The following is a 21835-nucleotide window of genomic DNA, read 5'->3' on the forward strand; positions in this document are numbered from 1 at the left end:
GTGCGTCACCGCACGAGGAGGAACGTGGGGACCGCGATGAGGATCCCCACGGCGGTGCCGGCGACCACCTGAGCCACGGTGTGGTCGCGCAGGCGCACCCGGGACCAGCCGACCAGCGCCACCACGGGCGCCGACACGACGAGCGCCGGCCCGAACTCGATCACCAGCACCGCGGCGGCGCCGGCCGCCACTGCCGCGTGGATGCTGAGCTTCCACACCAGGTTCACCACGGTCACGGCCAGTCCGAGCGCGAACATGACGACGACCATCGCGACGACGGGGCCGGGGGCGCCGAGGCCGATCATCAGGGCCAGCCCGACGAGGACGGAGAGCAGCCCGTACGCCAGTGGCCGCCGGCGCTGTTCCCGCCGCCTGATGTGGTGGTCGGTCAACCGGCCCCGACGGACGCCCCACCAGATCAGGCTGTTGGGGATGATCGAACAGAACAGGGAACCGACCAGGGCCCAGGCGAGGCCCACCCCGACGGGCGACGAGCTGTGCAGAGCCACGACGACGGGCATCAGCGCGGCCAGGAGCGCCGGGGCGAAGACCTCGGTGACGGCGCGGGCGAGCAACCCGCCGGCGCGGCCGGCGGGACGGGCGGTGACGTCGTGCACGCCGCACATTCTGCCGGCCGTCCGGGCGCCCGGCGCACCGCCGCCGGGTCCGCCGGCCGCACCCGCCCGGACCTGCGCGACCGCCGCCACGTGACACGGACGCGGGCAGGTGTCGGCCGCCGATCCCACCGGTGGGCCTCCCACGCTCCGCGCCTCTCGGGGCGTCACAGGACCGTCGCGCTTGGCTATGCTGCCCGCACCTGCGCCGTCGCGGTCGGCACGAGCGCCAGCCACCGTCCGAAGCCGGACGCCGGCGGGGCAGGTGACACGACACGGGGTCTCTCGGGCCGGCGGCCCGGCGGGGAGAGTGAAGGCAGGCCATGTGGCACCGACAGCGTCGGATACCGCGGTTGTTGCGCCGGCTCGACGTGGACCTGCCGGCGCCGCTCACGGTGCGGGGACTGGTGTCCGCGCTCGAGACGCGGCGAGGCCGTCACATCCAGTTGGCCGCGATGACCGTCGACGGGCGGGCCGGGCCCTGCGGCCTGTGGGTGGCGACATCCGAGACCGACTACGTCCTCTTCAGCCGCGACGCCTCACCGGTGCTGCGGGTCCAGACGATCCTGCACGAGCTGATGCACATCGCGCTGGGGCACACCACGCGGGCGGTGACGTCGGGGCAGCCCGCGGGGACGGGTGACCTGACAGGCGCCCGGGCGGTGCTCGCCCGCTCCACCGCCACGTTCGACGAGCAGCAGGAGCACGACGCGGAGTTGCTGGCGACGTACCTGGGCGCGCGGCTCGAGGGCGGTGGCGGGGCCGAGGCCTTCGACGAGCTGGGCGACGCCACCGCCGCCGTCATGCACCGCATCGCCGCGACGTTGACGGACTAGGCGGGAGATTCGCGTGCTCGTCACGGTCGGTCATGTCGTCGCGGCGCTCGTCGCCGCGGTGGCGCTCGCGGTCAAGCTGAGGGCCCTCCGCCGTGATCCGGCGAACCCCAGGATCCTGGCGAGCGCGGCGATCTGCCTGGGCATGGGCGTCGCCGTCACCGCCGGGTGGGCTCCGGTGCACAGCCTGATCGACCGGGCCTCGGGCGTGCCCAATCTCGCCAAGCTGGTCGAGCACGGCTCCGCGCTGCTCGCCGCGGCGGCGATCCAGTTCCTCTTCCTGCATCTGGGCGATCCGGGCCGGGCACGCCGGCTGATGGCGCGGCGACTCGGGTTTCTCGCCGTCGCCTTCGCCGTGATGATCGCGATGTTCGCCCGCGCCGGCTTCGCCGAGTCGGAACCCCTGCACTTCGCCGAGCGGTACGGGGGCCTGCCCGAGGTCGGCGTCTACATGCTCGCGTTCCTGACCTGCCTCGGGGTGACGGTCGTGGACATCCTGCGGGTGTCCGCCGGATACGCGCGGTACGCGGGCGCCCGGCTGAGGGCCAGCATGCGGCTGCTGAGCGCCGGTGCGGCCTTCGGGGCCGGGTTCGTCGCGCACAAGGCCCTGTTCATCTGCCTCAAGCTGGCCGGGGTCGCGCCACCGTGGCCCGAGCCGGTCGCGACGCAGACGCTGATCACGATGTCGGTGTCGCTGATCGGGGCGAGCTTCGTGCTGGCGACGGTCCGGAAGGCGGCCGACGGCGTCCGGGCCTGGCCGCGCAGGAACGCGACGCACCGCGAGCTGCACGCGCTGTGGTACCTGCTGTACCGGGCGGTGCCGACCATCGCCCTGCACCCCCCGCTCCGGCCGGAGGTCGACTCCCGGTGGGCGTGGCGCCCGGGCGAACGGCTCTACCGCCGCTGCGTCGAGATCGGCGACGGCCTGCGGGCGTTGGGTCCCCCGGACGGATCCGTGGCCCACGCGGCCCGGGAGCGGGCGGTGGCGGCCGGCTGGAGCCGCGAGCGGGCGGCCGCCGCCGGCGAGGCCGCGGCGATCCTGGTGGCGCTGCGGCGCCACGAGTCCGGCCGGACGGCGGTACGCGAGGTGGATCCGGCCCTGGAGTCCCAGAGCGTGGCCGTCGCGCACGCCGACGTGGAGGCCGACGCGCGGCGGCTGGCGCTGATCTCGACCGCGCTGTCGGCGGAGCTGGTGCGCGCGGTCGCCGCCCGTACGCACGACGCCCCGGCAGGCGAGCAGGCGACGTAGGCGGGCTCAGATGATGAAGTGGGTCCAGTAGGCGAGCCAGGTGACGAAGAGCGCGCCCTGGAGCAGGGCCAGGGCGGCGGTCAGCCAGGCGTCGGCGCCGGCCTGGCGAGCCCAGCGGGCCAGCACGAGACCGACCGGGAAGACGGCGATCAGGTAGCGCAGCAGGCTCTTGTACACCGGCGGACCCATCGACAGCGGCACCAGGACCATGGTCAGCCCGTACACGAGATAGGGCAGCCCGAGCCGGCGGGCACCCGCGAGCAGCACCACCAGCACCAGCACGGCGATCCACAGCCGCAGGGCGTCGCGGGGCGGGCCGGCGGTCAGGCCGTGCCACAGCACCGCCAGCGGGTTCTGCACGCGGATGCCCCAGCCCGTCTCCTGGGCGTGCTTGTAGGCGAACCAGTCGCCGCCCTGCCACCGGCAGAACGCCATGAAGGTCAGCCAGCCGGCGGGCAGCAGCACCAGCGGCCAGCCCGCGCGCACGTACCCCCACCAGGCGCGCGGGCCCAGCCGGTAGCCGTGCTGGCGCAGCAGCACCAGGGCCAGCGGGAGCACGACGAAGAACCCGACCGAGCGACTCAACGCCAGGAAGAAGCCGACGACGCCCACGAGCAGCCAGCGCCGCCGCTCGGCGTAGTGGAAGGCGGCGAGGGCGAGGCAGAGGAACAGCGACTCGGTCAGCGCCGCCTGGAACAGGAACCCGGCCGGCAGCAGCACCAGGTAGCGGACGAAGCGCCGGGCGCCGACGTCGTCGCCGAGCAGCCGTTCGCCCAGCCGATGGGCGTAGTAGAGCATCAGCAGGAACGCGACGTTGGCCACCAGCAGCAGCGCCAGCGCGGTGTCCCCGCCCAGCAGCGGGGCCAGCGGACGGGCCAGGAACGGATAGAGCAGGGGGAAGCCGAAGTCGCGCCACGGCTCGTCGAGCGGGAGCCGGGCCAGCCGGTCGTAGAGGAAGGAGTCCCAGGCGAACCAGAGCGCGACCGCGCGGTGCCCGGAGACGGCCCGCTGCTGCTCGCGCATCATCGTCTCGTCCGGCGGGGGCGCCCAGGGCACCTCGTCGAAGGCGCTCAGCGCGAGCACCCCGACGACGCTGAGGACGATCTTCGTGCCGAGGAAGACGGCGACGACGTACGGCCAGGGCGCCGGCACCCGCCCGCAGGCCCGCGCCGCCGCCCGCCGCAGGTCGTGCCCACGCCCGGCCAGCCGGCCGGACACCGCGCGCCACCGGTCCGAGACGGCCCGCCCACTGTCCATCACGTCTCCCGATCCGGCCGTCCGACCCGGTGCCACATCCCCGTTCCGGCCCCGTTGACACGTCGCCGCGACCGCGCGCGCCGCCGACGGGGCATCGCGGGAACCGCACGGCGGCCCGGCGGCCGGATCGCCGCCGTCAGCGGGGCCGGAACGCCGCCCGGCGGCCGGGCCGGCGGGACGGACGGGAATCCGGGGTGAGTTCCGGCCCTCCCCGGGTAAGCGGGCCGCCTCCGGAGGCGGAAGCATGGGGGCGACGGAATGGGCGAAGAGCGCGGCACGGTGGTCATCGGCGCTGGGCCGGCGGGCCTGACCGCGGCGTACGAGCTGCTGCGGCGGGACAGCCCGGTGCGCGTGTTCGAGGCCGACGAGGTGGTGGGCGGCATCAGCCGCACGGTCGAGCGCGACGGGTGGCGCTTCGACATCGGCGGGCACCGGTTCTTCACCAAGGTGACCCGGGTCGAGGAGTTCTGGCACGAGATCCTGCCCGACGAGGACTTCCTGCTGCGGCCCCGGATGAGCCGGATCTACTACCGGGGCGCCCTGTTCGACTACCCGCTGAGCGCGACGAATGCCCTGCGCAACCTCGGTGTGCGGGAGGCCGCGCTGTGCATGGGCTCGTACGCGCGGGCCCGGCTGCGCCCGCCGAAGGACCAGTCGCACTTCGAGGGCTGGGTCTCGGCCCGCTTCGGCTGGCGGCTGTACTCGATGTTCTTCAAGACGTACACCGAGAAGGTCTGGGGGATGCCGGCCGACCGGTTGCAGGCCGACTGGGCCGCGCAGCGGATCAAGAACCTGTCGTTGGCCAAGGCGGTCCGCAACGCGGTGCTGCCCGGGCGCAACCGCAAGGACGTGACCAGCCTCATCGAGGAGTTCCAGTACCCGAAGCTCGGCCCCGGCATGATGTGGGAGCGCTGCGCCGAGGAGGTCCGCCGGCGCGGCGGCCGGGTGGAGACCGGCACCTGGGTGACCGCGGTGCACCGCGACCCGGAACGCCACCGGGCGTTCGCCGTGACCGTCGACGGGGCCGGTGGACGGCGCACCGAGCCGGCCGCGCACGTCGTCTCCTCGATGCCGATCTCCGAGCTGGTCGCCGCGCTGCGTCCGGCGGCCCCGTCGGAGGTGCTGGCCGCCGCCGCCGACCTGCGGTACCGGGACTTCCTGACCGTCGCGCTGGTGGTGCCGGAGGAGTTCTCGTTCCCGGACAACTGGATCTACGTGCACGACCCGGCGGTGAAGGTCGGCCGGATCCAGAACTTCGGCTCCTGGTCGCCGCACCTGGTCAAGGACGGGCGTACCTGCCTCGGGATGGAGTACTTCGTGTTCGAGGACGACGAGACCTGGCGTACGCCCGACGCCGAACTCGTCGCCGCCGCGACGGCCGAGCTGGAGCGGCTCGGCCTGGTCCGGCCGGGAGTGGTCGAGGCCGGACACGTGGTGCGGATGCCGAAGGCGTACCCGGTGTACGACGAGCGCTACCAGCGCAACGTCGACGTGATCCGGGACTGGTTGGCCCGCGAGGTGCCCAACGTGCACCCGGTGGGTCGCAACGGCATGCACCGCTACAACAACCAGGACCACTCGATGCTGACGGCGATGCTCACCGCCGAGAACATCGCCTGCGGCACCCGGCACGACGTGTGGTCGGTCAACGTGGAGCAGGACTACCACGAGGAGTCGAGCCACGACGGGGACGGCCACCGGGGCACCGGCCGGGACGCGCCCGTCGTACCGGCCCGGCCCGCCGTCCCGGTCGGCACGACGCTGGATGGCGCCACCCGCCCCGAACGCCCGGCCCAGGTTCGCCTCGGCTGAGCCGCCGGAGACGATCCGGGCGGCGACCGGCCAGGATCCCCCGCGAGGCGCGGTGCGCGAGATCCGGGCCGAAGCGGTGCCGCGGCGGATCGGCTCACGCGTTGTCGCGCACGAACGCCCGCATGAGCCCGGCGCACTCAGCCGCGTGCGTCTCCGACAGGAGGTGCCCGCCGTCGTAGATGTGCGCGTCCATGCGCTCGAGGGCGCGGTGGTAGGCGAGGACCTCGTCGACGTCGAAGTACGGGTCGTGGCGCCCCCACAGCACGAGCGCCGGCGGCTGGTGGGCGCGGTGGTACTCGGCGAGCTCGTCGAAGCGGGCGACGTGGTTGGCGTAGTCGGTGAACAGCGCGAACTGCGCGTCGATGTTGCCGGGTCGGCTCATGCGCTCCCAGTCGAGGTGCCACGACTCGGGAGCGTGCAGGGCGCGCAGGTGTTCGGGCAGCCCGGCCAGGTACTGCTCACGGGTGCCGGCGAAGTTCAGCCAGTCCGGCAGCTCGGCGCGCTTTTCCTCGGTCGGGTCGGCCCAGTAGGCCCTGGCGCTGTCCCACTGCTCGCCGAGGCCGTCCTCGTGGGCGTTGCCACTCTGGACGATCAGGCCGCGGATGCGGGTCGGGGCGCGAGTGGCCAGGTGGTATCCCACCGGCGCGCCGAAGTCGTGCAGGTAGACGAAGAAGCGCTCGATCCCGAGCTGGTCGAGCAGGTTCTCGACGGTCCGGGAGAGGTTCTCGAACGTGTAGTCGTAGGTGTCGACGGTCGGCGACGAGGACATGCCGAAGCCGGGCAGATCGGGCGCGATCACGTACGCGACGTCGGCCAGGGTGGGCATGACCTCGCGGAAGGTGTGCGACGAGCTGGGGAATCCGTGCAGCAGCAGCACCGTCGGCTGCCCCGGGCGCCCGGCCTCACGGAAGAACACCTCCAGGCCGCCGACGTCGGCCTGTCGATGGCGGACCTTCTGGATGGCCTGCATCGTCTCTCCTCCTAGCCGCGTAGCTCGCCCACCGTCCCATCGTGCCGGACCCGGACCGGGATCGCCGGCGTCCTCGACACCCCCGTCCGGATCTGCCGCAGACGGTGCCGCACGGGCCGCGTGTCGCTCAGCCGGCGAGCTGGTCGCGGCGGCGGCTGAGGTAGGAGCGCTCCGCGGGGTTGCCGGCGAGACCGATGGCCCGGTCGTACGCCGCCCGCGACTCGCCGCCGCGCCCGAGTCGCCGCAGCAGGTCGGCGCGCGCGGCGTGGAAGGCGTGATAGCCGTCGAGGACCTCGGCGAGCCGGTCGACCTCGGCGAGCCCGACCCCGGGGCCGTCGACCTCGGCGACCGCGACCGCCCGGTTGAGCCGCACGATCGGCGAGGGGTCGAGCAGCACCAGGCGGCCGTAGAGGGCGACGATGGTGGACCAGTCGGTGTCCCGGGCGGACGGGGCATCCGTGTGGACCACGTTGATCGCGGCCTGCAACTGGTAGCGCCCGGGCGGGCCACCGCCGGCCGCCACCGCCTCGATCCGCTCGCGGACCAGGGCGTTGCCCTCGGCGATGAGGGTGCGGTCCCACGCGCCGCGGTCCTGCTCGTCGAGGGTCACCAGCTCCCCCGTGCGGGACACGCGCGCCGGCCGCCGGGCGTCGGTGAGGAGCATCAGGGCGAGCAGGCCAGCCACCTCGCCGTCGTCCGGAAGGAGGGTTCGCAGCAGGCGGCCGAGGCGGATCGCCTCCTCGGTGAGGTCGACGCGCACCGGGTCGTTCCCCTCGCTGGCGAGGTAGCCCTCGTTGAAGACGAGGTAGACGACCGCGAGCACGCCGGCGAGCCGCTCGCGGATGTCGTCCGCGGAGGGCACCCGGTAGGGAACGTGTGCCGCCTTGATCTTTGCCTTGGCGCGGGTGATCCGTTGCGCCATGGTGGTCTCCCGCACCAGGAAGGCGCGGGCGATCTCGGGGACGGTGAGGCCGCCGAGCAGGCGCAGGGTGAGCCCCACCCGGGCCTCCAGCGCGAGCGCGGGGTGGCAGCAGGTGAAGATCAGTCTGAGCCGGTCGTCCTCGACCGGGCCGGTCGGCTCGGCAGGGGTGTCGTCGTACATCATCAGGGCCGCCTGGTGTCTGGCGTCGCGCTGCGATTCGCGACGGAGCCGGTCGATCGCCTTGCGGGCCGCGGTGGTGACGAGCCAACCGCCGGGACTGGACGGGACGCCCTCGCGCGGCCACCGTTCCGCAGCCGCCACGAACGCCTCGGCCGTCGCTTCCTCGGCGACGTCGAGGTCGCCGAAACGGCGCGCGAGGCCGGCGACCACCCGCGCCCACTCCTCGTGGTGGACACGGGTGATCGCCTGCTCGACGGTGGGACCGGTCACGGCGCCAGCAGCGCTCGGACGGACTCCTCGGCCCGGAAGGGACGCACCTCGACCGTGCCGCGGCACGCCCTCGATCCCTCGGCGGCGAGCGCCAGGGCCACGTCGAGGTCGGCCGCCTCGATGACCCAGAAGCCCCCGAGGTGCTCCTTCGTCTCCAGGTAGGGCCCGTCGGTGAGAACCGGCCTCCCGCCCTGCCCGTCGACGGTGGTGGCGGTCGTCGCGGGCTCCAGGCCGTCGGCGAAGACGAGGTGACCGTCCCGCCGGAGCCTCTCGTTGAAGGCGCCGGTGTCGGCGAACGCCCGCAGCATGGCCTCCCGGGAGGGGTAGGCGCCGAACTCGGTGTGCTCGGCCGGTCCGTAGACGGACAGCAGGTATCTGGGCACCGCGCTCACCTCTCCCCGGAGCCGTTACGCCGGGCCTCCCCCGGACCTCGGAACCGGTGCACCTCCTGCGGCCAGTCGAGCGCGGTCGCGAGCCTGCCGGCCCAGTATCGCGCCGCCTCGTCGTCGGGCACGTCCACGACGGCGAAGCCGCCGAGGTGCTCCTTGGTCTCGACGTACGGGCCGTCGGTGAAGACGGCCTTGCCGTCGACCGCTTCGACGCTGCACACCGCGGTGGACCGGTCGAGTCCGCCGTTGCTGAAGATCAGGACACCCTCGGCCTGCATGTCCGCGATCACGGCCCGGCCGGCCCTGCCCTTCTCGCGAATCTCCTCCGCCGTGTGTGGTGGCACCCACTCGTCGTTGAAGGTGATCAGGTATTCCGTCATGTCGTCTCCTCTCAGCCCCCGGACGGGGGCCTTGCCCGACGCCTCGTGTCCGACGCCCAGCCGACCGCCGCACACTGGTTCCACGAACGGCCACGCCCCGATACGACACCATCGTCGGAGAAATCGAGGTCCGGGAGACGGCACGAGGGGTGGGAACCCGCCACGGCCGTTTCGAAGCCGTTCGCGTTACCCGGCGGTTGTGGTGGCGCGAACGGGCGCGGTACGGGATAGCCTTGCCGCATATGGCTACCTATCGCAGCGCCTCAGTGCTCCTCTCCTCCGACGGCACCCGGACCCCCGGCACCGCCGCCCTCTTCGCCGAGCCCGCCCGCAGGGGTGGGACCCCGCCGTGGGCGGGCGACTTCCGACCCGCCAACAGCGCCGGTAACGGCCCCAAGAACGCGGTCGGGAAGACCTTCACGTTGGAGTTGCCCGACGGCAGCACCGGCAAGGTCGTGGTCCAGGGCCTCAAGAGTGGGAAGGGAGGCGTCGTGCTGGCGTTGATGGGCGAGGACGCACCCCCCTTCTGACCAGGGACTGATCGCCACGGATGGACCCTGGCCGGCGACGGTCCGCCGACCAGGGCCACCGGTCAGCGGCGGCCGGCGGCCAGGGCGACGAGAAACTGTCCGCCGCCCGCGTCGACGCTCGCGGTCACCGGCAGGCCGGGCACCAGCCGGGAGAACCGGTCGACCAGCCAGTCCGCCGCCGCCTGGGCGTCCTTCCTGCTCGGGCAGCGGGCGACCAGTTCGCGGCCGCCCTTGCGTTCGAGTCGCTCGGCGACGGTGATCAGTGGCGCGGGCTCCACCACGTGCAGGTGGTCCGGCCAGGCGATGACCACCTTGACAGCGCCCTTGCGGGTGTTGCAGGCACGGTGCGCGAGTCGCTCGGCGACCTTGGCCTTCCTGTCGGCGGTACGGCTGTCGACGCTGGGACCACGCGGGTCGTTCACCGACATGTCGGGGTCGACCGGCTCGTCGCACACCCAGCATCGCCAACTGTCACGGCTCGCGACGTCATCGAGGAGACTCATCCAGGCAAACTAGCCTGTCAGCCGCCGGCCGACGACAGCCCCGGCGGCGACGAGCCCCGCCGGTCCGCAAAGAGGTGCGAGGCTGCGCTCTCCCGCGCCGTCGAAGCGGCGCAGGCGTTCGTGACGGTCCGGGTCCACACCTCGGGGTGGGTGAACCAGAAGTCGTGCGGCACGTGAGGCACGGTGGAGAACCGCCCACGCGGCACGAGCGCGGCGATCTGCGCCAGGGGCCACGACGGGCGGATGTCGTCGCCGGCGGCGATGAGATGCATCGGTACGCCGCAGGCGGCCAGCCCGCTCCACAGCTGGGGGCGATGGATCCAATCGGTGAACGAATCGCTGAGAGCGGCGTGCACCTCGGGCACCCAGTCGATGTCGACCACGGGCTCCGTGGCCTTACCGGCCTGGTACGCCTCGGACCACGTGCGGTCACGCTGGGGGCCCCTACCGGCGATGCCGACCACCGCGGCCACGGCCTCCGGATGCTCGACCGCGTAGCGCACGGCGAGATCACTACCCCACGAATGGCCCACCACGATCCAGCTGGTGACACCGACCGCCGCACGGATGCACTCAAGATCGGTGATCGCTTCTTCCATGGTGTGGGGGCCGCCGCCCGACCGACCGACGCCGCGCGGCTCGGGGTACCAGGCGCGGTGGTCACGCGGCGCGATGTCGTCCCGCTCCAGATACTGCACACAACCGGGACCACCGGTCAGGACGACGACGTCAGGGCCGTGGCCCGTCACCCCCACGTGCAACGCCGTCGCTCCTACGTGGATCGTTCGCGACTCCATGTCCGCGAACGCTACCAACGACGGCCGTGCCCGCACGCCGCTCGTGTGGTTCCACGGTCGACAACCGGCGGCCGGTGCCTCCACCGTGGGCGTCCTGATCTGGCCGGGCAACGGTCGTAGGTCAATGAAACAAGGAGCCGCGATCCGCGCGTAAACGCTTTGCCGCCGTGCCCGTGGCGCCCCTAGCATGCGCCGGATGCACGTCCGCGAGTTCCAGGAGCCGGACTGGGCCCAGGTGTGGCCGATAGTCCACGAAGTGGTTCGGGCGCAGGAGACCTTCCCCTACGACCCGGGGCTGACCGCCGAGCAGGCGTACGACTTGTGGGTGGAGGCCGCGCCCGGCCGGACGGTGGTCGCGGTCGACGGCGACGCGGTACTCGGCACGGCGAAGATGGGCACCAACCGCCCCGGGCCGGGATCGCACGTCGCCACCGCGAGCTTCATGGTGGCCCGCGCGGCGCGCGGGCGGGGCGTGGGCACCGCGCTGTGCCGGCACGCGCTCGACTGGGCCCGCGAGCGGGGGTACGCGGGGATGCAGTTCAACGCGGTGGTGGCGAGCAACGCCACCGCCGTGGAGCTGTACCGGCGGGAGGGGTTCGCCGTGGTGGGCACGGTGCCCGGCGCGTTCCGTCATCCCACCCTCGGTCGGGTGGGCCTGCACGTCCTGTACCGGGAGCTCTGACCGGCACGACGTGCCGCCGCGCGCCGGAGCCCTCCCTCGGCAGGTGGGATCCGGCGCGCGGCGGGGCGTCGGTCAGGCGGCGGCCTTGGCGGTGGCCTCGGCGCGCAGGTCCTCCTCGGAGGCGCCCCGGCGCCAGTAGCCGGAGAAGGTGACGTGGCGGCGGTCCAGGCCGCGCTCGCCGACGAGGTGGCGGCGCACCGAGCGCACCATCGACGACTCGCCGGCGATCCAGGCGTACGGGCTGCCGGCCGGCAGCCGGGCGGCGCGCACCGCGTCCGCCAGCAGGGTGCTGCCGGGGGCGGTGGCCCCCCGCACGATCCAGCGCACCTCGGCCCGCGCCTCGGTGGGCAACTCCTGGATGTCGGCCGCGTCGGGGACCTCGATCCAGGCCCGCACCGGGGTGCCGGGCGGCAGCCACGCCAGGATACCGGCGGCGGCCGGCAGCCCGGTCTCGTCGGCCACCAGCAGGACGGAGTCGGTGCCGACCGGCGGGCGGAAGCAGACGCTGCGGTTGTCGTGCACGGCCGGGCCGAGCAGCACGACCCGGTCGCCGGGCAGGGCGTGCCGGGCCCAGCGGGAGGCGGGGCCGGTGTCGCCGTGGCTGACGAAGTCGATGTCCACCTCGGCCAGCTCGGGGCGCTGCTCGCGGATGGTGTAGGACCGCATCACCGCGCGCACGTCGGGGTCCATGGCCCGGTAGGCGCCGAACCAGTCCTCCCCCGCCCCGGCGGGGAGCACCGGCTCGGGCTGACCGGGGTGCGGCAGGAACAGCGAGACGCTCTGGTCCCGGCCCCCGCCGGCGAAGTCGGCCAGCTCCGGCCCGCCGAAGGTGACCCGGACCAGGGACGCGCCGACGCGGCGGGCGCCGACGACCTGCGCGGCGAAGAGGCGGTACTGGACCGCGACGGCGGTGGTCACGAGGTGACCTTCTTCGCGCCCTTGATGGCGGTGGCCAGGTTCTCCAGCAGCGGCGCCGCGCCAGCGTACGAGAAGCGGGGCACCGCGTCCCACGCGGTGACCTGGTTGGCCTTGACCGCGGGGAGCTGCTGCCAGGTGGGCTTGGCGGCCAGGTCCTTGGGCTGCAGGGCGGTGTTGCGGTTGTCGAGCAGGAGCAGGTCGGCGGGGAACTTGCCCGCGTTCTCCCAGCTCAGGGCCTCGAAGTAGTCGCCGGCCTCGAGCTTGGTCGGGACGACGATGTCGACGCCCAGCTCGGCGAAGTACATCAGGTCGGTGCTGACCTTGGGGTTGGAGGCGTAGAACAGGTCGGGGCTACCGGAGCAGGCCATCACCTTGATCCCCGGGTTCGCCTTGACCGCCTGGCGCACCGACTCGGCGGCGGCCTCGAAGCGGGCCTTGGCGTCGGTGACCTTCTTCGCGGACAGGTCGGCGCCGAGGGCCTCGGCGAGCTGCGCGTACCGCTCGATCGGCTTGGTCATCGGCACCCGGGCGGTGGTGACGGTGACGGCGGGAGCGAGCGGGAGGATCTTGCCCTTGCTCTCGTCCGGCACGTACCAGAAGGCGCCCGGGTCGTACATGTGGGTGACGAGCAATTCGGGCCGCAGGGCCGCGTACTTCTCCAGGTTGAACTCGCCCCAGACGTTGCCGAGGATCTCCACGGACTCCACGTTCAGGTCGCCGGCCTGCGGGTCCTTGCTGCCGTCCGCGCGCTTCGTCTCGCCGAACACCCCGACGATCTGCTTGTCGAGCCCGAAGTCCACCAGCGCGGCGGCGACCCCCGTGAAGGCGACCACCCGGGTCGGGCGGGCGGGGACGCTCACCTTCTCGTTACGGTCGTCCGTGAACGACCACGGCCCGTCGGAGCCCTTGGCGGCGGGGGTGGCGGAGTCCTCGTCGCCACCGCAGCCGGCGAGCAGGGCCGCCAGGGTGGCGGCGCCACCGGCGGCGAGCAGGCCCCGGCGGGAGAGGCGGCGGGCGGACACGGGATGCGGCATGGTGGTGTCTTTCGATCAGGGTCGGGCGAATGACCATGGACAGCGGGGTTAGGTTAACCTAACCTAAACGGCTGTCAAGTCCCGTTCGGAAATCCGCACCACATCGGGAGCCCACACTGTCCGCCACCCTCTCTCCCCGAGTCGGGGCCCCGCCGGCACCACCGGCCGTACGCCGACCCGGACGCGCCGCGCTGCGGGCCGCCGGGCTCGCGGCGTCGGTGCTGCTGCTCGCGGCCGTCGCGGTGCTCAGCATCGCCGTGGGCGCCAAACAGCTCCCCCTCACCGACGTGTGGTCGGGCCTGCTGGACCCCGGCGCCTCGGAGTACGCAGTCGTGCACCGCATGCGGCTGCCGCGTACGCTGCTCGGCCTGCTCGCCGGGTCGGCGCTCGGCGTCGCCGGCGCGGTGATGCAGGCGCTGACCCGCAACCCGCTCGCCGACCCCGGCCTGCTCGGCATCAACGCCGGCGCCGCGGCGGCGGTGGCCACCGGGGCGCTGCTGTTCGGCATCGGCGGCGTCGGCGGGCAGGTGTGGTTCGCGCTGCTCGGCGCGGCGGCCGTGACCGCCGCCGTGTACGCGGTCGGTGGCGGGCGCGGGGCCACCCCCGCCCGGCTGGCCCTGGCCGGCGCGGCGCTCAACGCCACCCTCTACTCGTACGTCAGCGCGGTGATGCTGATGGACACGGCGTCGCTGGAGCGGCTGCGGTTCTGGACGGTCGGCTCGCTGGCCAGCGCCGAGCCGTCGACCGTCCGCACGGTCGCGCCGTTCATGGCGGTGGGCCTGCTGGTCGCCCTGGCCGTCGCCCGCCCCCTCAACGCCCTGGCGCTCGGCGACGACGCGGCGCGCGCGCTCGGTGCCCGGCCCGCCCTGATCCGGGGCGCCGTCATCGTCGCGATCACGCTGCTCTGCGGCGCCGCCACCGCCGCCTGCGGGCCGATCGTCTTCGTCGGGCTGCTGGTGCCGCACCTGGTGCGCGCGCTCACCGGGCCGGACCTGCGCTGGCTGCTGCCGTACTGCGCGGTGCTGGCACCGGTGCTGCTGCTCGGCGCCGACGTGCTGGGGCGGGTGCTGACCCGCCCGGGCGAGCTCCAGGTCGGGCTCCTGACCGCCGTGGCGGGCGGGCCGCTCTTCCTCTGGCTGGTGCTGCGCGGACGGGTGGCCCACCCGTGATCACACTCCGCGTCCGCGACGGACTGTCGCTGCGGCTGCGTCCCCGCGCCATCGCCGTCGGCGTCACCTGCCTCCTGCTGGCCCTGGCGCTCAGCGTGCTCGCCATCGGCAGCGGCGACTACCCCATGAGCCCCGCCGACGTGCTGCGCGCCCTCACCGGCCGGGGCACCCCGGCCGAGGAGTTCATCGTCACCGAACTGCGGCTGCCCCGCGTGGTCACCGCGCTCTGCGTGGGCGCCGCGCTGGCGTTCTCCGGCGCCATCTTCCAGTCGCTGGTACGCAACCCGCTGGGCAGCCCCGACATGCTCGGCTTCACCCAGGGCGCGGCGACCGGGGCGCTGGTCGTGGTGGTCCTCGGCGGCAGCAGCCTGGCGCTGGCCTCGTCGGCGGTGGTCGGCGGGCTGGTGACCGGCGCGCTGGTCTACGCGCTGTCCTGGCGGCGCGGGGTGCACGGCTACCGCCTGATCCTGGTCGGCATCGGCACCATGGCGATCCTCACCGGGGTCAACGGCTGGCTGCTCACCCGGGCCCCGCTGATGGACGCCGCCCGCGCCGTGCTCTGGCTCACCGGCAGCCTCGACGGGCGCGGCTGGTCGAACGCGCTGCCGCTGCTGATCGCGCTGGCGGTGCTGGTGCCCCTCGTGCTGGCCGGCCACGGGCCGGCGATGCGGCTGGTCGAGATGGGCGACGACACCGCCGCCGCCCTCGGCGTACGCGTGGAGCGGCTGCGCCTGGTCGTGCTCGCGGCGGCGGTGCTGCTGGTCGCCCTCGCGGCGGCCGCCGCCGGGCCGGTCAACTTCGTGGCCCTCACCGCGCCGCACCTCGCGCGGCGGATGACCCGGGCGCCGGGGCCGAACCTGCTGCCCTCGGCGGCCGTCGGCGCGCTCCTCCTGGTCGGCGCCGACCAGCTCGCGCTGCGCGCGTTCCCCGGGCACCAGCTGCCGGTCGGCGTGGTGACCGGCGTGCTCGGCGGCGCCTACCTGGTCTGGCTGCTGGCCACCGAGCGCCGGGCCGGCCGGCTGTGACCGGGCAGGATCGGCCCCATCACGACGAGAACGGAGCACCGAGCATGCAGTCCCGGCTGAGCGGCACCGCGATGACCCTCGCCTACGAGCGGCGGACCATCGCCCAGGACCTGACCGTCGCCGTGCCCGACCACTCCTTCACGGTCATCATCGGCCCCAACGCCTGCGGCAAGTCGACCCTGCTGCGGGCCCTGTCCCGGCTGCTGAAGCCGACCGCCGGGGCGGTGCTGCTCGACGGCGAGGACATCCACCGGCTGCCGGCCCGGGGCGTCGCGCGCACCCTCGGGCTGCTGCCGCAGACGTCCGTCGCGCCGGACGGCATCGGGGTCGCCGAACTCGTCGCCCGCGGCCGCTACCCGCACCAGGGGCTGCTGCGGCAGTGGTCGCGCGAGGACGAGCGGGTGGTCGCCCAGTCGATGGCCGCCACCGGGGTCGCCGACCTGGCCGAACGGCCCGTCGACGAGCTCTCGGGCGGGCAGCGGCAGCGGGTGTGGATCGCCATGGCGCTGGCCCAGCAGACCCCCCTGCTGCTGCTCGACGAGCCGACCACCTACCTCGACATCGCCCACCAGATCGAGGTCCTCGACCTCTGCGCCCGGCTGCACGAGGAGCAGGGCCGCACGCTGGTGGCGGTGCTGCACGACCTCAACCACGCCGCCCGCTACGCGACGCACCTCATCGCGATGCGCGAGGGACGGGTGGTCGCCGCCGGCGCCCCCCGCGAGGTGGTCACCGCCGAGCTGGTCCAGGAGGTCTTCGGCCTGCCCTGCCGTGTGATCGACGATCCGGAGTCGGGCACGCCCCTGGTGGTGCCCGCCGCCCGCCGTCGGGCCACGAGCGCCCCGATGGTGGCCGCCGCCGGCGCGTGACCGGCGCGCGCGAGGCCGGCCGGGGCCGCCGCCCGGTCGCCGCCGCGCCGGGGGCCGACATGCTCGCGCATCGACGCCAATCATCGTACGGTGGCACACGATGCGTGATCTCGCCAGCACCTACCGCCAGGACGTCAACGGCTTCGGCCGGGTGACGATCCGACCCGTCGATCCCGACACCGACATCGATCTGATCCACTCCTGGGTCAGCCAGGAACGCGCCCGGTTCTGGGGCATGCGCGACGCCGGCCGGGAGCGGGTCGAGGAGATCTACCGCTACCTCGACTCGCTGCCCACCCACCACGCCTGGCTGACGCACCGCGACGGCACACCGGTCGCCCTGTTCCAGACCTACGAGCCCGCCGCCGACCCGGTCGGCGAGTGCTACCCGGTCCAGCCCGGCGACCACGGGGCCCACCTGCTGATCGGCCCGCCCGACACCCTCGAGCGGGGCTTCACGGGCACCCTGCTGCGCGTGTTCCTCGGCTTCGTCTTCGCCGACCCGCGACACCGGCGCGTCGTGATGGAGCCGGACGCGCGCAACGACAAGGCGGTGGACCGGCTCCTGCGCACCGGCTTCGTCGCCGGGCCGCTGGTCGACCTGAACGGCAAGCGGGCCCGGCTGCTCTTCCTCGACCGGGAGACGTTCGAGGCCGGCCGGTCCTGAGTCAGCCGTGCAGCCAGCGGTGGATGCACTGCAGCAGGTCGGCGGCGTCGACCGGCTTCGTGACGTAGTCGCTGGCGCCGGAGGAGATGCTCTTCTCCCGGTCGCCGTGCATCGCCTTCGCGGTCACCGCGATGATTGGCAGGTCCGCGTAGCGGGGCATGGCCCGGATCGCCGCCGTCGCGGCGTAGCCGTCCATCTCCGGCATCATCACGTCCATCAGCACGAGGTCGATGTCGTCGTGGCGCATCAGCGTCTCGATGCCCTGCCGGCCGTTCTCCGCGTAGACCACGTCGAGGCCGTGCAGCTCCAGGATGTTGGTCAGCGCGAAGACGTTGCGCGCGTCGTCGTCCACCACCAGCACCTTGCGCCCGGCCAGCTCGCCGGGCAGGGCGTCGGCGACGGGTCGGACGTCGGGCAGCACCGGGGCGAACGGCAGCACCCGCTCCGGGGTCACCGCCGTGAGGTGCAGGGCGATGCGCTCACGCAGGTCGTCCAGGCTGCGCAGGATCTCCAGCGGCCGCTCGTGGGCCAGCGCCTGCAGCAGGGACTGCGCGCCGGGCGGCAGCTGGTGACCGTGGTACGCCAGCACGGGCACGCCGCGCAGCGCCGGGTCGCCGTGCAGGGCCTTCAGCAGGGAGGTACCGCCGTCGTCGGGCAGGTCCAGCTGGAGCAGCATGAGGTGGTGCCCCCCGGCGGCGAGCGCCTCGAGCGCCGAGGCGGCGTCCACCGCGGTGGAGATCTCCACCGGCGGGTGCGCGTCGCCCAGGTCCGCCGCGACGCCCTGGGCGAGCAGCGTCAGCAGCCCCTTGTCGTGGCGCTCCAGCACCAGCATCCGGCGGACCTCGCCGGGCTGGAGGGCCACGGCCGGCGGCAGGGCGGCAGGCGGCGTCCAGGGCAGTGCGCCGGCGCGACCGGGCGCGGTGGGCGTGCCGGCCGGGCGGTCGACGACGGCCGCGTCGGGACGGTCGTCCGTGGACGCTGCGGCTCCGGTCCCGGCGGGCACGGGCCCGACGGGCAGGTAGAGGGTGAACGTGCTGCCCCGGCCGAGCACGCTGTGCGCCTGGATCCGGCCGCCGAGCAGGTGGGCGATCTCCCGGCTGATGGACAGCCCGAGGCCCGTGCCCCCGTACCGCCGGCTGGTCGTGCCGTCGGCCTGCTGGAAGGCGTCGAAGATGGCGGTCAGGTGCTGCGCGGCGATGCCGATGCCGGTGTCGATGACCCGGAACGCGAGGACGGTCTCCGTGCGGGCGAGCCCCTCGGGCAGCTCGCCCGGCGCGGCCCGCTCGATGTGCAGCCGCACCCGCCCCTTCTCGGTGAACTTGACCGCGTTGGAGACCAGGTTGCGCAGCACCTGCCGCAGCCGCTGCTCGTCGGTGTGCAGCTGGGCGGGCACGTCCGGCCCGGTGCTGATCTCCAGCTCGAGGCCCCGGGGGGTGGTCAGCGGCCGGAAGGTGGCGTCGACGTAGTCGCGCAGCGCCGCCAGCTCGAAGGTCTCCGGGTTGATGTCCATCCTGCCGGCCTCCACCTTGGACAGGTCGAGGATGTCGTTGATGAGCTGGAGCAGGTCGGTGCCGGCCGAGTGGATGACCGTGGCGTACTCCACCTGCTTGGCGGTCAGGTTGCGGTTCGGGTTCTGCGCGAGCAGCTGGGCAAGGATGAGCAGCGAGTTCAGCGGCGTACGCAACTCGTGGCTCATGTTGGCGAGGAACTCCGACTTGTACTTGGAGGCGAGCGCGAGCTGCTGAGCGCGGGCCTCCAGTTCCTGGCGGGCCTGCTCGATCTCGGAGTTCTTCGTCTCGATGTCGTGGTTCTGCCGGGCCAGCAGGGCCGCCTTGTCCTCCAGTTCGGCGTTGGAGCGCTGGAGTTCCTCGGAGCGGGCCTGCAACTCCTCCGAACGGGCCTGCAACTCCGCGGCGAGGCGCTGCGACTCGGTGAGCAGGACGTCGGTACGGGCGTTGGCGACGATGGTGTTGACGTTGACGCCGATGGTCTCGGTCAGCTGGTCGAGGAAGTCGCGCTGCACCTCGGTGAAGCGGCTCATGCTGGCCAGCTCGATGACACCGAGCACCTGGTCCTCGAAGAGGATCGGCAGCACCACCAGGTGCAGCGGGGCGGCAGCGCCGAGGCTGGAGGAGACGGTGACGTAGTCGGCCGGCACGGCGTCCACCACGATGGCCCGCTTGCTCAGCGCGGCCTGCCCGACGAGGGAGTCGCCGAGGGCGTACCGGCGCCCGCAGGTGTCGTGGCCGTACCCGCCGACCACCCGCAGGCCGGTCCCACCGGGGCCGTCGTCGACCAGCAGGAACGTGCCGAGCTGCGCGGAGACCAGCGGGGCCAGCTCGTTCATGACCAGCCCGGCGACCACGTCCAGGTCGCGGTGGCCCTGCATGAGGCCGGCGATGCGGGCCAGGTTGGTCTTGAGCCAGTCCTGTTCCTGGTTGGTCCGGGTGGTCTCGCGCAGCGACTCCACCATCGAGTTGATGTTGTCCTTCAGCTCGCCGACCTCGCCGGGGGCGTCCACCGTGATGGAGCGGGTCAGGTCGCCCGTGGCCACGGCACTGGTCACCTCGGCGATGGCCCGCACCTGGCGGGTGAGGTTGCCGGCCAGCTCGTTGACGTTCTCCGTGAGCCGCTTCCAGGTGCCGGAGACGCCCTCGACCTCGGCCTGCCCGCCGAGGCGGCCCTCGCTGCCGACCTCCCGGGCCACCCGCGTCACCTCGGCCGCGAACGACGACAGCTGGTCCACCATCGTGTTGATGGTGGTCTTCAGCTCCAGGATCTCGCCGCGCGCGTCGACGTCGATCTTCCTGGTGAGGTCGCCCTGGGCCACGGCGGTGGTGACCTGGGCGATGTTGCGCACCTGACCGGTGAGGTTGTTCGCCATCGAGTTGACGTTGTCGGTGAGGTCCTTCCAGGTGCCGGCCACGTTCGGCACCCGCGCCTGGCCGCCGAGGCGCCCCTCGGTGCCCACCTCGCGGGCCACCCGCGTCACCTCGTCGGCGAACGCGCCGAGCGTGCCGACCATCGTGTTGATGGTCTGGGCGAGCACGGCCACCTCGCCCTTGGCCTCCACGGTGATCTGCCGACTCAGGTCGCCCTGCGCGACGGCGGTGGCGACCAGCGCGATCGAGCGCACCTGGTTGGTGAGGTTGTTGGCCATCTCGTTGACGTTGTCGGTGAGGTCCTTCCAGGTGCCGCCGACGTTGGACACGCGGGCCTGGCCGCCCAGGCGCCCCTCGGTGCCCACCTCGCGGGCCACCCGCGTCACCTCGTCGGCGAACGCGGAGAGCTGGTCGACCATCGTGTTGATGGTCTCCTTCAGCGCCAGGATCTCGCCGCGCGCGTCGACGCGGATCTTCTGGGTCAGGTCGCCCTTGGCCACGGCGGTGGTCACCTCGGCGATGCTGCGCACCTGGGCGGTGAGGTTGTCCGCCATGACGTTGACCGACTCGGTGAGGTCCTTCCAGGTGCCGGAGACGCCCTTGACGTCCGCCTGGCCGCCGAGGCGGCCCTCGGTGCCGACCTCGCGGGCGACCCGGGTCACCTCGTCGGCGAACGACGACAACTGGTCCACCATCGTGTTGATGGTGTTCTTCAGCTCCAGGATCTCCCCGTGCGCGGTGACCGTGATCTTCTGCGACAGGTCGCCCCGGGCCACCGCCGTGGCCACCTGCGCGATGCTGCGCACCTGGTCGGTGAGGTTGACCGCCATCGAGTTCACCGAGTCGGTGAGGTCGCGCCAGGTGCCGGCCACGCCGCTGACCTGGGCCTGGCCGCCGAGCCGCCCGTCGGTGCCGACCTCGCGGGCGACCCGGGTCACCTCGTCGGCGAACGACGACAACTGGTCCACCATCGTGTTGATGGTGCTCTTGAGCTCCAGGATCTCGCCCCGGGCGTCGACGGTGATCTTCTGCGACAGGTCGCCCCGGGCCACGGCCGTGGTGACCTGGGCGATGTTGCGTACCTGGCTGGTCAGGTTGCCGGCCATGAAGTTCACCGAGTCGGTGAGGTCGCGCCAGGTGCCGGCCACCCCGGGCACCTCGGCCTGGCCGCCGAGGCGACCCTCGCTGCCGACCTCGCGGGCCACCCGGGTCACCTCGTCGGCGAACGACGACAACTGGTCCACCATCGTGTTGATGGTGATCTTCAACTCCAGGATCTCGCCGCGCACGTCCACCGTGATCTTCTGCGACAGGTCGCCCCGGGCCACCGCCGTGGCCACCTCGGCGATGTCGCGTACCTGGTCGGTCAGGTTGCCCGCCATGGCGTTGACCGAGTCGGTGAGGTCCTTCCAGGTGCCCGACACCCCGGGCACCTCGGCCTGGCCGCCGAGCTGTCCCTCGGTGCCCACCTCCCGGGCCACCCGGGTCACCTCGGAGGTGAACAGCGACAGCTGGTCCACCATGCCGTTGAAGACGGTGGCGATCTCCCCGAGCAGGCCGTCGGCGTCCTCCGGCAGCCGGGTGCCGAAGTCTCCGTCGCGTACCGCCGTCAGGCCCGCCAGCAGCTGCCGCAGGCCCGGGTCGGCCATCGCCGCGGCGCCACCGGCCGCGCGCTCACGCCGCGTCCCCGTCTTCTCGACCACCACAACCACCTCGCGCAGCAGCCGGGGGCCCGCCCGCCGGCACAACATCGACCGGGCAAGTATGCACAGCCCGGGCGGCGCGCGAACGCTGGCGGCCGGCGCGCGACGGCGGCGGCCCGACGGGCCCGCCACATCGCGATTGACCAGCACGGTTACCGGGGTCCCGGCGGGGGTAGAGGC

Annotated in this window: 20 protein-coding genes; 9 read left to right on the plus strand and 11 right to left on the minus strand. The window is 73.3% G+C overall.

Going from position 1 to position 21835, the window contains the following annotated elements:
• Positions 1 to 5: 5 nt before the first annotated feature.
• A complete protein-coding gene (locus tag V6U77_RS05305; RefSeq protein WP_334605149.1) occupies positions 6 to 521 on the minus strand; it encodes a phosphoesterase PA-phosphatase in 516 nt (171 codons plus the stop codon).
• A 416-nt stretch (positions 522 to 937) separates the two neighbouring features.
• Here V6U77_RS05305 and V6U77_RS05310 point away from each other — a divergent pair, with 416 nt between their 5' ends.
• A complete protein-coding gene (locus V6U77_RS05310) occupies positions 938 to 1450 on the plus strand; it encodes an ImmA/IrrE family metallo-endopeptidase (protein ID WP_334605032.1) in 513 nt (170 codons plus the stop codon).
• Positions 1451 to 1463: 13 nt separating this feature from the next.
• Positions 1464 to 2696 carry an MAB_1171c family putative transporter gene (locus tag V6U77_RS05315; RefSeq protein ID WP_334605033.1) on the plus strand — a complete coding sequence of 411 codons (1233 nt, stop codon included), beginning with the start codon at positions 1464 to 1466 and terminating at the stop codon, positions 2694 to 2696.
• Positions 2697 to 2702: 6 nt separating this feature from the next.
• Here V6U77_RS05315 and V6U77_RS05320 read toward each other — a convergent pair whose 3' ends face one another.
• A complete protein-coding gene (locus V6U77_RS05320) occupies positions 2703 to 3953 on the minus strand; it encodes a hypothetical protein (protein WP_334605034.1) in 1251 nt (416 codons plus the stop codon).
• Positions 3954 to 4211: 258 nt separating this feature from the next.
• Between V6U77_RS05320 and V6U77_RS05325 the strand changes: the two genes are divergently transcribed.
• Positions 4212 to 5765, plus strand: coding sequence for an NAD(P)/FAD-dependent oxidoreductase (locus V6U77_RS05325; RefSeq protein WP_334605035.1), 1554 nt, complete (start codon positions 4212 to 4214; stop codon positions 5763 to 5765).
• A 94-nt stretch (positions 5766 to 5859) separates the two neighbouring features.
• On the opposite strand, the gene V6U77_RS05330 is transcribed toward V6U77_RS05325, so the two are convergent.
• The 4 genes from V6U77_RS05330 to V6U77_RS05345 all read right to left on the minus strand — a co-directional run bounded on the left by V6U77_RS05330 (position 5860) and on the right by V6U77_RS05345 (position 8876).
• A complete protein-coding gene (locus V6U77_RS05330; RefSeq protein WP_334605036.1) occupies positions 5860 to 6735 on the minus strand; it encodes an alpha/beta fold hydrolase in 876 nt (291 codons plus the stop codon).
• Between the two features lie 127 nt (positions 6736 to 6862).
• Entirely contained in the window at positions 6863 to 8107 is a 1245-nt protein-coding gene (locus tag V6U77_RS05335; RefSeq protein WP_334605037.1) for an RNA polymerase sigma factor, read from the minus strand.
• Positions 8104 to 8490 carry a YciI family protein gene (locus V6U77_RS05340; protein WP_442934375.1) on the minus strand — a complete coding sequence of 129 codons (387 nt, stop codon included), beginning with the start codon at positions 8488 to 8490 and terminating at the stop codon, positions 8104 to 8106. The genes V6U77_RS05335 and V6U77_RS05340 overlap by 4 nt, the downstream gene beginning before the upstream one ends.
• A gap of 5 nt (positions 8491 to 8495) precedes the next feature.
• Positions 8496 to 8876, minus strand: coding sequence for a YciI family protein (locus V6U77_RS05345; protein WP_334605038.1), 381 nt, complete (start codon positions 8874 to 8876; stop codon positions 8496 to 8498).
• 242 nt (positions 8877 to 9118) lie between these two features.
• Between V6U77_RS05345 and V6U77_RS05350 the strand changes: the two genes are divergently transcribed.
• Positions 9119 to 9406, plus strand: coding sequence for a hypothetical protein (locus V6U77_RS05350; RefSeq protein ID WP_231926050.1), 288 nt, complete (start codon positions 9119 to 9121; stop codon positions 9404 to 9406).
• Positions 9407 to 9468: 62 nt separating this feature from the next.
• On the opposite strand, the gene V6U77_RS05355 is transcribed toward V6U77_RS05350, so the two are convergent.
• Positions 9469 to 9909: a hypothetical protein gene (locus V6U77_RS05355; protein ID WP_334605039.1), complete on the minus strand. Its 441-nt coding sequence runs from the start codon at positions 9907 to 9909 to the stop codon at positions 9469 to 9471.
• Between the two features lie 17 nt (positions 9910 to 9926).
• The gene (locus V6U77_RS05360; protein WP_334605040.1) at positions 9927 to 10895 is read right to left on the minus strand and encodes an alpha/beta fold hydrolase; all 969 of its coding nucleotides are present in this window, start codon (positions 10893 to 10895) and stop codon (positions 9927 to 9929) included.
• Between the two features lie 7 nt (positions 10896 to 10902).
• Here V6U77_RS05360 and V6U77_RS05365 point away from each other — a divergent pair, with 7 nt between their 5' ends.
• Entirely contained in the window at positions 10903 to 11388 is a 486-nt protein-coding gene (locus tag V6U77_RS05365; RefSeq protein WP_334605041.1) for a GNAT family N-acetyltransferase, read from the plus strand.
• Positions 11389 to 11460: 72 nt separating this feature from the next.
• On the opposite strand, the gene V6U77_RS05370 is transcribed toward V6U77_RS05365, so the two are convergent.
• Together V6U77_RS05370 and V6U77_RS05375 are read right to left on the minus strand one after the other, a co-directional pair.
• Entirely contained in the window at positions 11461 to 12306 is an 846-nt protein-coding gene (locus V6U77_RS05370) for a siderophore-interacting protein (RefSeq protein WP_334605042.1), read from the minus strand.
• A complete protein-coding gene (locus tag V6U77_RS05375; protein ID WP_334605043.1) occupies positions 12303 to 13340 on the minus strand; it encodes an ABC transporter substrate-binding protein in 1038 nt (345 codons plus the stop codon). Before V6U77_RS05375 ends, V6U77_RS05370 begins: the two co-directional genes overlap by 4 nt.
• A 71-nt stretch (positions 13341 to 13411) precedes the next feature.
• Between V6U77_RS05375 and V6U77_RS05380 the strand changes: the two genes are divergently transcribed.
• The 4 genes from V6U77_RS05380 to V6U77_RS05395 all read left to right on the plus strand — a co-directional run bounded on the left by V6U77_RS05380 (position 13412) and on the right by V6U77_RS05395 (position 17070).
• A complete protein-coding gene (locus V6U77_RS05380) occupies positions 13412 to 14509 on the plus strand; it encodes a FecCD family ABC transporter permease (RefSeq protein WP_442934378.1) in 1098 nt (365 codons plus the stop codon).
• On the plus strand, positions 14506 to 15534 hold the full coding sequence (locus tag V6U77_RS05385; protein WP_334605044.1) for a FecCD family ABC transporter permease: 1029 nt from the start codon (positions 14506 to 14508) through the stop codon (positions 15532 to 15534). The genes V6U77_RS05380 and V6U77_RS05385 overlap by 4 nt, the downstream gene beginning before the upstream one ends.
• Positions 15535 to 15578: 44 nt before the next feature.
• Positions 15579 to 16403 carry an ABC transporter ATP-binding protein gene (locus V6U77_RS05390; RefSeq protein WP_334605045.1) on the plus strand — a complete coding sequence of 275 codons (825 nt, stop codon included), beginning with the start codon at positions 15579 to 15581 and terminating at the stop codon, positions 16401 to 16403.
• Positions 16404 to 16503: 100 nt separating this feature from the next.
• Complete coding sequence (locus V6U77_RS05395; protein WP_334605046.1) at positions 16504 to 17070, plus strand: GNAT family N-acetyltransferase; 567 nt, start codon at positions 16504 to 16506, stop codon at positions 17068 to 17070.
• A 1-nt stretch (position 17071) separates the two neighbouring features.
• Here the strand turns inward: V6U77_RS05395 and V6U77_RS05400 are convergent, their stop codons facing one another.
• On the minus strand, positions 17072 to 21601 hold the full coding sequence (locus tag V6U77_RS05400; RefSeq protein WP_442934379.1) for a HAMP domain-containing protein: 4530 nt from the start codon (positions 21599 to 21601) through the stop codon (positions 17072 to 17074).
• Positions 21602 to 21835 lie beyond the last annotated feature (234 nt).

Source organism: Micromonospora sp. CPCC 205546, from assembly GCF_036902715.1.
Classification (GTDB): Bacteria; Actinomycetota; Actinomycetes; order Mycobacteriales; family Micromonosporaceae; genus Micromonospora.